The sequence below is a fragment of the Streptomyces sp. NPDC048521 genome (genome assembly GCF_043199855.1).
Classification (GTDB): Bacteria; Actinomycetota; Actinomycetes; order Streptomycetales; family Streptomycetaceae; genus Streptomyces.
Genome location: NZ_JBICWR010000016.1, coordinates 85853 through 97648, shown reverse-complemented (window position 1 = coordinate 97648; position 11796 = coordinate 85853). Strand labels below are relative to the sequence as shown.

Below are 11796 nucleotides of genomic sequence, written 5' to 3'. Positions count from 1 at the left end.
GCAGTCCGGTACGAAAAAAATCTTCGGCCGCCGATGAGTTCGCCGAGGGCCGCCGGTCTACCCACCGACCGCGATGCACCGCGGATGGAACAGCCCGACGGGAGAGACCCCCATGTACCAGCAGATGATCTTCGTGAACCTGCCCGTGAACGACCTCGACTCCTCGAAGAAGTTCTTCACGGAACTCGGCTACACGATCAACCCGCAGTTCAGCAACGAGAACGCGGCCTCCGTGGTGATCAGCGACACCATCGTCGCGATGCTGCTCACCAAGCCGTTCTACACGACCTTCACCAAGAAGGAGATCGCCGACGCGACGACGACCAGCGAGGTGCTGATCTGTCTGAGCGCCGAGAGCCGCGAGAAGGTCGACGAGCTGGTCGACAAGGCGATCGCGGCCGGCGGCACGGCGAGCGGCACGACCCAGGACCACGGCTTCATGTACGGCCGCGCCTTCGACGACCTCGACGGCCACACCTGGGAGGTCATGTGGATGGATCCGGCCGCGATCCAGGGCTGATCCCTCTCGACCGAACAGCCGTGCCAGCATGGGCGGGTGCAACCGACACCCGCCCAGCCGCACCGAGCCGCCCGTGACCGCGAGATCGAGTCCCTCGCCGAGTTCGACGAGGTGGCCGCCACGCACGGCTCCCTCGCCCGATTCCGCATTCAGGCCGTCGACTTGACCGCCCGTACCGATGTCCTGCTCCGCCTCGACGCCACGGGTGCCGTCTTCCTCGGCTGCCCGATGGGCCCCGAGGCCGCCGCCCATGTCCGGTCGGCCGGAGCCCTGGTGTTCCCGCCGATACCCGGCCTCCCCTTCGACCCGTACCGCGGCTTCGCCTACACCCCCGACGAACTGTTCGAGTCGCTGGACGAGGGGTACGAGGCGACACCGGACGCCCAGGCCTATGCCTGGTTCCAGCGGACGAAGGCCGACGGTGACGTCTTCGCCTCGATGCTCAGGGCGATCCACGACGACGCCGTCTCCGACGCGCTGGACGAACTCCTCACCGGCGCACGGGTGGTGGGTGTCATGGGCGGCCACGCGATGGCGCGCGGGACCGCCGCCTACGCCGGTGCCGCCCGGCTGGGCCGCGAGCTGGCCCGCGCCGGGTTCACCGTCGCCACCGGCGGCGGACCGGGCGCGATGGAGGCGGCGAACCTCGGCGCCTACGCCGCTCCCCTCGCCGACGACATGCTCGACGAGGCGCTCCGAATCCTCGCCAGGACACCGTCGTTCCGCCCGTCCGTCACGCAGTGGGCGCGGGCCGCCTTCGAGGTACGCGAACGCTGGCCGGGCGGCGGGGAGTCGGTGGGCATCCCCACCTGGTTCTACGGCCACGAGCCGCCGAACGCGTTCGCCGCGCACGTCGCCAAGTACTTCGCCAACGCCACCCGCGAGGACGGTCTGCTGGCCCGCTCCACCGCCGGAGTGGTCTTCCTGCCGGGCGCCGCCGGGACCGTACAGGAGATCTTCGACAACGCGACGCCCAACTACTACGAGTCGCGCGGCGAGCCGACGCCGATGGTGCTCGTGAACGAGGCGCACTGGACGCGGGAGCTGCCGACGTGGCCCCTGCTGCGGTCGCTGGCCCAGGGCCGGTCGATGGAGTCCCGCATCGCCCTCGTCGACCGGATCGAGCAGGCTCCGGACGCGATCAAACGTCTCGGCGGTTAATAAGCAGGCAAAGCCAACGGCTACGGGGGGCATATGCATTGACACTACTTATGGAGCGCTTATAAACCTGTGAGCCTCCCGGGGGTGCTGGGACCTCAGCTCGTCCGACGTCCCAACTCCCCCAAAGCCCCCCGCAGTTATGCTCTGTAAAGGACAAACGTGTCCATAACTCGCCGTAGCGCACGTCGTTCCGTGCGCATCCTGGGTGTTGCCTCCGCGTCGGCCGCGGTGGTGCTGGGTCTGTCCAGCTCCGCGCTCGCGTGCAACATCCGTGACTTCAAGGCCGAAGCCAAGTGCGACGGCGAAAAGGGTGTCATCGTCGTCACCGACACCGACCGTTCCGCGGTCGAGGCCACCGTCACCGTGTTCCTGAAGGGTGACGGCGGCGTCGAGACCAAGGTGGGCGAGCAGCAGGTCAAGGGCTCGGCCGAGGGCACTCCGGTCACCTTCCCGGAGGACTGGAAGCCGAACGCGACCTACCGCGTGCACGTCAAGGCCAGCACCATCGTCGACGAGGACATCAAGCCCGACCTGGTGACCCCGTCCACCGCCTGCAAGACCGAGGAGACCACGACGCCGACGCCGACGGCTCCCACGACGCCGTCGCCGTCCAAGTCCGCCCCGGCCGAGTCGGCCTCCCCGACTCCGTCGGCCTCCGAGTCCAGCTCCGCCCCGGCGGGCGCGCCGAGCAACGCGCCGTCCCCGGCGGCCGGTGACTCGAACCTCGCCGAGACCGGTGCCAACTCCAACACCGGTCTGATCGCCGGCGTCGCGGCCCTCCTGGTCGTCGTCGGTGGTGGCGCGGTCTTCTTCGGCATGCGCCGTCGTGGGGCACGCAACAACGCCTGACGCCCGTCCGCACGACACCACGGCCCGTCCTCCTATCCCCAGGGGACGGGCCGCGGTCCATCGTGGGGATGGGTGGCGATCGCCGCCCTGACCGTCCTCAGTGCCGGGCCGCAGTCATCGCCCTAACCATCCCGAGGGCCGGGCCGCAGTCATCGCCCGTCATCCCCGGTGGTTCCCTCCCAGGCGTCCCTCCACCACCCCGAGACGGGCCGCAGCCCTCCCCCGGCCATCCCCCAGACAAGCCACGGCCGCCACCCGGCCACCCCCAAACCGGCCCCAGCCCTCCCCCCACCACCCCGAGACGGGCCGCAGGCCACCCCCGGCCATCCCCGAAACAAGCCACGGCCGCCGCCCAGCCATCCTCAGGCACCGGCCACCGTCGTGTCCGGGCCGGGCCGGCGTCAGCCGAACGTGGTTCGGTTCAGCCAGAAGTCCAGCAGCTCCCGGTCGCCCAGGACCTCGAGGCCGGGGCTGTCCAGCGGCAGCCGGCGGTAGAAGGCGAGCAGGACGGACGTGAGCGGTCCGCGCAGGGCCACGGTCGCCTTCTCGTGCCCCCGGCGCCAGGTGACCCCGTTCTCGCCCAGCTCGATGAGCCATTCGGCGTTCAGGGCGGGCTCGGTGTCGGTGGCGTGCAGGTGGATGCTGCGGCCTGGCCCGCGCAGCTCCTTCGCGTCCTGGTGCGGTGCGTTCCGCTGCACCCACTGCACGAGCTGCAGCCACTCGTCCAGCGCGTCGGCCGCGATGTCGGGCGCGACCTCGTAGGGCTGCCCGACGGTGAGCGTGGCGTCCGCGCGGTGGACGGTGATCTCGTGGGCCATCCGGCGGGCCCAGAAGCCGGAGTCGGCCTTGCCGGTCCACGACCACACCTCGGTGTCCGGGCCGGCCTCGCGCAGCGCGCCGACGACGAGGTCACCGGCCTCGGCCAGCCAGGCGGCCAGCGCCGCGGCATCGCCCTCGGTCTCCGGCCCCGCGCCGAGCGGCACCTGCTCGCGCTCGATCCGCTCCTGCGCCCGGCTGCGCACCATGGCGTCCACCCAGCGCAGGGCGCCGCCCATATGGCGTACCAGCTGTTCGAGCGACCAGTCCGGGCAGGTCGGCACGGTGGCGGAGAGGTCGACGCCGGAGGTCACCAGGTCCCTCAACTGCCCTACCTGATGGGCGATTTCATTACAGTACCGGTCATGCGGGAGTAACGTCATGGCCCCACCCTAGGGCGAGGATGATCAGTCGAGCACGACGATTTCCGCCGCGTCGAACTCCACCCCGACCGTGTCCCCGACCTCCGGCGCGTCCCGGAGCGCGCAGGCCGCCTCCAGGCGCGGGCCGTCCTGGGGCTGGAGGTGGACTGCCACATGGGTGCCCTTGAAGGTGCGGGCGGACACCGTGCAGGGCAGGCCCTCGTCGGCGGCCACGAGCCGTACCCCGGCGGGCCGGACGAGGAGCGTGCGGTTGCCCTGTGCCGAGCCGTCGGGCACCGGCAGCTTGCCCCAGGGGCTGTCGGCGGCCGTACCGGCGACGGTCGCCGGGATCACGTTGTCGAAGCCGAGGAAGCGGGCCACGAACGCGTCGGCGGGCCGCTGCCAGACCTCCAGGGGCGTCCCGGACTGCGCGATCCGCCCGTCCCGCATCACCACGACCCGGTCGGCCAGCGCGAACGCCTCGCCCTGGTCGTGGGTCACGGCGAGCACGGTCGTCCCCAATCGGCCGAACAGCTCCCGCAGTTCGACCACCAGCCGTTCCCGCAGCGAGCGGTCGAGCTGGCCGAGCGGCTCGTCCAGCATGAGCAGCCGGGGCCGGGGCGCGAGCGCCCGGGCGAGGGCGACGCGCTGCTGCTCACCGCCGGACAGCCCGGCCACAGCCCGCCGGGCGGCCCCCGGCAGCCCGACCAGCTCCAGCAACTGGCTCACCCGGCTGTCCCGCTCGCCCTTGCCGACACCGTGCATGCGCAGCCCGAAGGCCACGTTGGCGCCGACGTCCCGCTGCGGGAAGAGCTGGTGGTCCTGGAACATCAGGCCGACACCCCGCTGGTGCGCGGGCACACCCGCCTGGTCGCGGCCGTCGAGCAGCACCCGGCCCGAGTCCAGCCGCTGCAGCCCGGCGACCGCCCGAAGCAGCGTCGACTTGCCACTGCCACTGGGCCCGAGCACACACACCACCTCGTGGTCGGCGACATCGAGGCCGACCGCGTCGAGCACGGCCCGCCCGCCGAGCCGCACGGTCGCGGCCTCGAGGCTCAGCAGCATCAGAACTCCCCCGTCCGGTCGGTGCGCAGCCGCTCCAGAACGAGCAGCGCGACGGCGCACACCACCATCAGAATGGTCGAAAGGGCCATCGCCTGGCCGTAGTTGAGGTCTCCGGGGCGGCTGAGCAGCCGGGCCACGGCGACCGGCAGCGTCGGGTTGTCGGGCCGGGCGATGAACACGGTCGCCCCGAACTCGCCCAGGGAGACGGCGAACGCGAACCCGGCCGCGACCAGCAGGGCCCGCCGCACCATCGGCAGATCCACCTCGCGCCGGACCCGCCAGGGCGAGGCCCCCAGCACGGCCGCCGCCTCCCTGAGTCGTCCGTCCACCGCGCGCAGCACGGGCAGCATGGTCCGTACGACGAAGGGGGCGCCCACCAGCGCCTGGGCGAGCGGCACCAGGATCCAGGACTGGCGCAGGTTCAGCGGCGGCTTGTCGAGTGCGATCAGGAAGCCGAAGCCGACGGTCACGGCGGACACGCCGAGCGGCAGCATCAGCAGCGCGTCGAACCCCCGTACCAGCCGTCCCGCGTCCCGGCGGGCCAGCGCGGCGGCGGCGAGACCGCCGATCAGCACGGCGACGGCGGTGGCGGCGACGGCGTACTCCAGGGAGGTCCACACGGCGTGCAGGGGTGCCACCAGGAACGTACCGCCGTCGGAGTCGGTCAGCGCCCGGTAGTAGCCGAGGCCGGGTGCGTCGAGGGAGCGCCGGACGAGCACGGCGAGCGGCAGCACGAGGAGCAGGGCGATGGTGGCGAGGACCCCGGCGAGCAGCGCCCACTGCCCGGCCCCGCGCGGCCGGCGGGCGGTCACCTTCGGGTCGACCAGGCGCAGTGCGGTCTCCCGCCGCCGTACGGTCCAGGCGTGCACGGCGAGGATCGCGCCGACGGCGGCGAACTGGACGAGGGTGAGGACGGCGGCCGCGGACAGATCGAAGACTTCGGAGGTCTGCCGGTAGATCTCCACTTCGAGGGTGGAGAAGGTGGGGCCGCCGAGGATCTGCACGACGCCGAAGGAGGTGAAGGTGAACAGGAAGACCATCAGCGCGGCGGCGGCCACGGCGGGCGCGAGGGCGGGCAGGGTGACCTTCCGCCAGGCCTCGAGCGGCGAGGCGCCGAGCATCCGGGCGGCCTCCTCCTGCCGGGGGTCGAGCTGGGCCCACAGACCGCCCACCGTGCGTACGACGACGGCGTAGTTGAAGAAGACATGGGCCAGCAGGATCGCCCACACCGTGGTGTCCAGCCGTACTCCCCACACTTCGTCGAGCAGCCCGTGCCGCCCGACCAGGGCCAGGAAGGCACTGCCGGCGACGACGGTCGGCAGCACGAACGGGACGGTGACGACGGCCCGCAGCAGCTGCTTGCCCGGGAAGTCGAGGCGGGCGAAGACATGGGCGGCGGGCAGGGCGAACAGCAGGGTGAGCGCGGTGGAGGCGAGCGCCTGCCAGGTGGTGAACCACAGCACGTGCCGGATGTCCGGCTGTGTCACGACGTCCGCGATCCGCCCGAACTGCCAGGCGCCGTCCACCTTCAGTCCGCGCGCGACGATCGCGGCCACGGGCCAGGCGAAGAACAGCGCGAAGAACGCGACGGGCAGGGCCATCAGCCCGAGCCGCGCCGCGCTTCCCCGCCGGGTCTCGGCTACTTCAGTACGAGCGACGTCCACGACTTGACCCACTGGTCGCGGTTGGCGGCGATCTTGTCGGGAGCCATGGTCTCGGGATTCTTGGCGGCCGGCCCGTACTTCGTGAACTCGGCCGGCACGGCGGCCCCCTTCACGACCGGGTAGACGAACATGTTCAGCGGCATGTCGTCCTGGAACTCCTTGGTGAGCAGGAAGTCGAGGAACGCCTTGCCGCCCTCGGTGTTCTTCGCGTTGCTCAGCAGTCCGGCGTACTCGGTCTGCCGGAAGCAGGTGCCGTACGACACCCCGGTCGGGGCGGTGCTGGGCCGCTTCTTGGCGTAGATCACCTCGGCGGGCGGGGAGGAGGCGTACGACACCACGAGCGGCCGGTCGCCGCCGGCCTTCCTGCCCTCGGAGGAGCCGGAGAACTCCTGGTAGTAGGCCTGCTCCCAGCCGTCGACGACCTTGACGCCGTTGGCCTCGAGCTTCTTCCAGTAGTCCTGCCAGCCGTCGTCGCCGAACTTCGCGGCGCTGCCGAGCAGGAAGCCGAGGCCGGGCGAGGAGGTGGCCGCGTTCTCGGTGACGAGGAGGTTCTTGTACTGCGGCTCGGCGAGGTCGGCAAAGGACTGCGGCGGGGTCAGCTTGTGCTCGCTGAACCAGGCCTTGTCGTAGTTGACGCAGATGTCGCCGGTGTCGACGGGCGTGACGCGGTGCTTGTCCTGGTCGACCCGTTGCTCCGGCAGGATCGTGTCGGATCCCTTGGCCTGGTAAGGCTGGAACAGCCCGTTGTCGAGTGCCCGGGACAGCAGGGTGTTGTCGACGCCGAAGAAGACGTCGCCCTGCGGGTTGTCCTTGGTCAGGATGGCCTTGTTCACGGCCTGCCCGGCGTCGCCGTCCTTGAGGACCTTGACCTTGTATCCGGACTGCTTCTCGAAGTCCTTGACGACGTTCTTCGAGACGGCCCACGAGTCGTGGCTGACGAGGGTGACGGTCTTGGAGTCCGTGGATCCCTTGGCGTCGCTCGACCCGCACCCGGTCAGCACGGGCAGGGCCACCAGGCCGAGTCCCGCCGCCACGGCCATGAAGGTCTTGTTGTGCACTGGATGTCCTCCTGGGGTTGACCAGGAAGAGACGCGGCCCCGCCCGGGCTCCGCGAGGAGGCCCGGGCAGGGCGCAACAGCTTGAGTGATGACCGAACTTCCTACCCAGAATGACCTGGGCGAGGTTCAGAGGGTCTGCGGCCCGGTTGCCGCACTCTCAGCGCTGTGGCGCTCCCCTGTCGGAATATGAAGATGTGTGGACGTGGTCAGATTACCGCTCGGTGGCCGCGAGCTGACCACAGGCTCCGTCGATCTCCTGACCACGGGTGTCCCGGATCGTCACGGGCACACCATGCGCGGCGATGGCCTCGACGAACGCCTTCTCGTCCTCCGGCCGGGACGCGGTCCACTTCGACCCGGGCGTCGGGTTGAGCGGGATGAGGTTGACGTGCACCGGCTTGCCCTTGAGCAGCCGGCCGAGCCGGTCACCGCGCCAGGCCTGGTCGTTGATGTCCCGGATCAGCGCGTACTCGATCGACAGCCGGCGCCCGGACTTCTCCACGTACTCGAACCCGGCGTCCAGTACCTCGCGCACCTTCCACCGCGTGTTCACGGGGACGAGGGTGTCGCGCAGCTCGTCGTCGGGGGCGTGCAGGGAGATCGCGAGCCGGCACTTGAAGCCCTCGTCGGCGAACCGGTGGATGGCCGGCACCAGCCCGACGGTCGAGACGGTGATCCCGCGCTGCGAGAGCCCGAGCCCGTCCGGGGCGGGATCGGTGAGCGCGCGGATGGCGTTGACCACTCGCTTGTAGTTCGCGAGCGGCTCCCCCATCCCCATGAAGACGATGTTGGACAGCCGAGCGGGGCCGCCGGGCACTTCCCCGTCCCGCAGGGCCCGCATCCCGTCCACGATCTGGTGGACGATCTCGGCGGTGGACAGGTTCCGGTCGAGGCCCGCCTGCCCGGTCGCGCAGAACGGGCAGTTCATGCCGCACCCCGCCTGCGAGCTGATGCACATGGTGACCCGGTCCGGGTACCGCATCAGCACGGACTCGACGAGCGTCCCGTCGAACAGCCGCCACAGCGTCTTGCGCGTGGTCCCCTGGTCGGTGGACAGGTGCCGTACAACGGTCATCAGCTCCGGGAACAGCGCTTCCTGCAGCTTGCCGCGCGACCCGGCGGGAATGTCGGTCCACTGCTCGGGGTCGTGCGCGTACCGCGCGAAGTAGTGCTGCGAGAGCTGCTTGGCACGGAACGGCTTCTCGCCGATGTCGGCCACCGCATCCTTGCGCTCGGCGGGCGTGAGGTCGGCGAGGTGCCGCGGCGGCTTCTTGGCTCCGCGCGGGGCGACGAAAATGAGTTCTCCGGGCTTAGGCATGGCTGTACCAGTGTCGCAGATCGACTTGGGTGACCTGGGGCTGCCGGTCCGGAGACCTGTCGCTGGTGGTCGTCACCTGTCGCCGCCGACTCCCTTCGGGTTACTGGAACCCGACGGTGGCCGGCCTGAGCAGCTCCAAAGCAGACGTTTCACTTTCGAACGCTTCAGTTTAGGCGTTGCGTTTGACGTAGAGCACGCAAGCGACTAAAGCGAATGTCAGGTAGTCATCGGCCGAGTTGTTCGAGGTGAGAATGATGGGTGCAGAGCGCCGCGTCTCCCCTGGCCGGCAGCTGACCATCGGGCTTAGCCCTGTGCTGCTTGCTGGTGGTCTTCTCGGGGTCTCGCCGGCCGTCGCCCAAGCTACTGCGCCAGCCCAAGTCTGCAGCCTTCAAACCGCAGGGGCCCCGCAGCAGGGCGGAAGCGGAGACGACGACGGCTCCGGATACGGTAACAGTAACCAGAACAACAGTAACCGACACGGAAACCGGGACGGCTACGGGAACAGGGACCGCGACAGCTACGGGAATAGGGACCGGGACGGTTACCGGAACAACAACCGGAACAGGAATTGCAGGACCATCAAGGAGCGCACCTGCAGAGTCATCCGTTATCCGAACGGGACCAGCTACACGGACTGCACCTACAGCACCGTGAAGATCTGTAGGCGATAGCTCCGACCAGGTTGGCCGCACCTGGTGCGTGAGTGATTGCGGTGATCCACCTCCACTACACCAAGCCCCCTAACCGCGCCGAGGCGCAGGTAGGGGGCTTGTTGCTGCCGCTCGCTGCCGGGTGTCCGGGCTTAGGCACGGCTCAACCAGTGCCCAGATCGGTTCCTGTGGGGCAGGGGCGGTACCTCAGGCGATGCCGTGCTGGCCGCCCTGGGTGAAGTCGCAGTCGTGACCGGCGCCGAGGTAGCCGGCGCCGCTGTTGGAGTAGTTGTCCTCCACGCTGCCGCAGGCCCTCACCCACACGTCCGCGCCCTCGGGGATGTTCCACGGATGCCTCGTGTCCGTGGTGTTGCATCCGGAGGTATTGCGCACCGTCCGGTAATGCCATCCGTCCCCGGACTTGTACCACGTCAGCTGCGCCCAGACGGTGTCGCCGTCGCACAGGCTGTCGTGGATGAGGAAATTGTCGCCGTCGGCCACGAAGTACGCATAGCCGTCACCGTTGCTCGTATCAGAAACGGGCGAGTTCGTGCCTGCACTTGCGGACGTGGCGGTTCCGATGACCAGGCACGCCGCAGCAGCGGCAACGGTCGAAAGGCGGCACCGCGATATCGCTTTCATCCCGGTGATTTTCCCATCTTGAGGAAACCAAGGAGCGGCTGAGAATCCATCACCGAAATCGGCGCAATCCGCAGCACGCGATGTATTCGCGTACGCTCTTACACCCAATCCGTCGTGATCAAGAGGAATGTCTGATTCTAGTTTCCGTCGTCGAGCGTGCTCTGGCCGCGGCGGCCCTTCCGCTGGGAGCGGCGTACCGCTTCGCCCGCGGCGAGCGTCACCGTGGCAACGGCCCTGGCCCAGCGCGGCCCGCCGCGCTCCGCCCACACCACGCAGACACATCCGCCGATGACGAGCAGCAGGACGCCGAGCAGGAGCACGATCATGTTCGCCACCTTTGCGGTCACGCCGGAGGCCGGTCGTGCGGCCTCGGTCGCTCCGACAGACGCCGTGGGCGCCCGAAAGGTTCCGTCACCAGGTCACGGGCAGCGTTCTCGGTCCGCGGATCAGGCCCTGGCGCTGGAACTCGACCTCCTGGGGAAGCACGGCCAGCCGGATGCCGGGGAAGCGGGTGAGCACGGAGCCGATCATCACCTCGGCCTCCATACGGGCCATGATGGCGGCCAGGCAGTGATGCGGGCCGTGACCGAAGGCCAGGTGGGCGGGGTTCTCGCGGTCGAAGTCCAGGGCGTCGGGGTCGGGGAAGACCTCGGGGTCGCGGTTGGCGGCGACGTAGGCGTTGTAGACGACGTCACCGGCCCGGATCAGGTGGCCGCCCACCTCGACGTCCTCGACGGCGATCCGGGGGATGCCGACGCCGTTGCGGTGCGGGACGTAGCGGAACAGCTCGTCCACGGCCCGGGGCAGCAGCTCCGGCTCGCGGCGCAGCCGGTCCATGTGCTCGGGGTGGGTGAGCAGTGCGTACATCATCGAACCGCTGTTGTTGCGGACCGCGTGGCCGCCGCTGACCTGGACGGCGGTGGCGAGGGAGATCGCCTCGTCGTCGGTGATCTCGCCGGCCGCGGCGGCCTGCGCCAGCACTCCGGCGAGGTCGTCGCGGGGCTCCGCACGGCGCTGCTGGAGCAGTTCGATGATCCGTGCCCGGGTGGCCTGCCCGGCCTCCTTGGCGCGTTCCTCGGACTCGGCGCCCGCGGACAGCAGGGCCTCGCCCGTCGCCGCCCAGCGGTGCCAGTCCTTCTCCTCCACGCCGAGGAAGTCCCGGACGACGGCGATCGGGAAGGGGCCGTGCAGGTGCTCCATGAGGTCGGCCGGTGCGCCCGCGCGCTCCATCCCGTCGAGCAGTTCGGCGGCCCTGCGCTCGGCCAGCGGCCGCAGCCGCTGCATGCTCCTCCCGGTGAAGGCGCGGGCGACGACCCGGCGCAGCTGGTTGTGCCGGGGCGGGTCGATGTACTGCAGGCCCGCCGTCTGCGAGGCCACCGGCACCGGGCGCATGGTGGTCACGTCACGGCCGACGAGCCGTTCCCGGGAGAAACGCGGGTCGGAGGTGACGAAGCGGACGTCCTCGTACCGGGTGACCAGCCAGGCGTGCCCGTCGCCGTGCGGCAGTTCGATCCGGGTGACCGGCTCGTCGCGCAGCAGCTCGTCCAGGAACGGGTCGGGGTCGAGTGCGGGCAGGTCGTCGACGGGCCAGAACCTCACCGGCGGAGGAGAGGCGGCAGGGGTGGGGTCGGCAGTCGTGGCGGGGGCCGTGGCTGCCGCGGGGTCCGGGGCTGGGTCGAGAGGCATCGGGC

At 70.1% G+C, this 11796-nt stretch carries 11 protein-coding genes and 1 riboswitch; of the genes, 3 read left to right on the top strand and 8 right to left on the bottom strand.

Annotation, left to right across the window (positions count from 1 at the left end; genetic code table 11):
• Positions 1-112: 112 nt before the first annotated feature.
• From ACGFRF_RS31185 to ACGFRF_RS31175, 3 genes are all read left to right on the top strand, one after another.
• Positions 113-520 (top strand): VOC family protein, encoded by a 408-nt coding sequence (locus ACGFRF_RS31185; RefSeq protein WP_393745654.1) that lies wholly within the window; start codon positions 113-115, stop codon positions 518-520.
• 36 nt (positions 521-556) lie between these two features.
• The gene (locus ACGFRF_RS31180) at positions 557-1681 is read left to right on the top strand and encodes an LOG family protein (RefSeq protein ID WP_393745652.1); all 1125 of its coding nucleotides are present in this window, start codon (positions 557-559) and stop codon (positions 1679-1681) included.
• A gap of 159 nt (positions 1682-1840) precedes the next feature.
• Positions 1841-2530 carry an LAETG motif-containing sortase-dependent surface protein gene (locus ACGFRF_RS31175; protein ID WP_393745650.1) on the top strand — a complete coding sequence of 230 codons (690 nt, stop codon included), beginning with the start codon at positions 1841-1843 and terminating at the stop codon, positions 2528-2530.
• A 401-nt stretch (positions 2531-2931) separates the two neighbouring features.
• On the opposite strand, the gene ACGFRF_RS31170 is transcribed toward ACGFRF_RS31175, so the two are convergent.
• The 8 genes from ACGFRF_RS31170 to ACGFRF_RS31135 all read right to left on the bottom strand — a co-directional run bounded on the left by ACGFRF_RS31170 (position 2932) and on the right by ACGFRF_RS31135 (position 11791).
• Positions 2932-3729: a maleylpyruvate isomerase family mycothiol-dependent enzyme gene (locus ACGFRF_RS31170; protein WP_393745648.1), complete on the bottom strand. Its 798-nt coding sequence runs from the start codon at positions 3727-3729 to the stop codon at positions 2932-2934.
• Positions 3730-3753: 24 nt separating this feature from the next.
• Entirely contained in the window at positions 3754-4773 is a 1020-nt protein-coding gene (locus ACGFRF_RS31165; RefSeq protein ID WP_393745646.1) for an ABC transporter ATP-binding protein, read from the bottom strand.
• Positions 4773-6374, bottom strand: coding sequence for an ABC transporter permease (locus ACGFRF_RS31160; protein WP_393745644.1), 1602 nt, complete (start codon positions 6372-6374; stop codon positions 4773-4775). The genes ACGFRF_RS31165 and ACGFRF_RS31160 overlap by 1 nt, the downstream gene beginning before the upstream one ends.
• A 38-nt stretch (positions 6375-6412) precedes the next feature.
• Positions 6413-7495, bottom strand: a complete 1083-nt coding sequence (locus ACGFRF_RS31155; protein WP_393745642.1) for a thiamine ABC transporter substrate binding subunit — start codon at positions 7493-7495, stop codon at positions 6413-6415.
• Positions 7496-7575: 80 nt separating this feature from the next.
• Positions 7576-7683, bottom strand: a riboswitch (TPP riboswitch).
• Between the two features lie 23 nt (positions 7684-7706).
• Positions 7707-8813, bottom strand: a complete 1107-nt coding sequence (gene rlmN / locus ACGFRF_RS31150; protein WP_393745640.1) for a 23S rRNA (adenine(2503)-C(2))-methyltransferase RlmN — start codon at positions 8811-8813, stop codon at positions 7707-7709.
• Between the two features lie 857 nt (positions 8814-9670).
• The gene (locus ACGFRF_RS31145; protein WP_393745638.1) at positions 9671-9964 is read right to left on the bottom strand and encodes a hypothetical protein; all 294 of its coding nucleotides are present in this window, start codon (positions 9962-9964) and stop codon (positions 9671-9673) included.
• Positions 9965-10242: 278 nt separating this feature from the next.
• Positions 10243-10431, bottom strand: coding sequence for a hypothetical protein (locus ACGFRF_RS31140; protein WP_393745636.1), 189 nt, complete (start codon positions 10429-10431; stop codon positions 10243-10245).
• A gap of 85 nt (positions 10432-10516) precedes the next feature.
• Positions 10517-11791: a cytochrome P450 gene (locus tag ACGFRF_RS31135; RefSeq protein ID WP_393745634.1), complete on the bottom strand. Its 1275-nt coding sequence runs from the start codon at positions 11789-11791 to the stop codon at positions 10517-10519.
• Positions 11792-11796 lie beyond the last annotated feature (5 nt).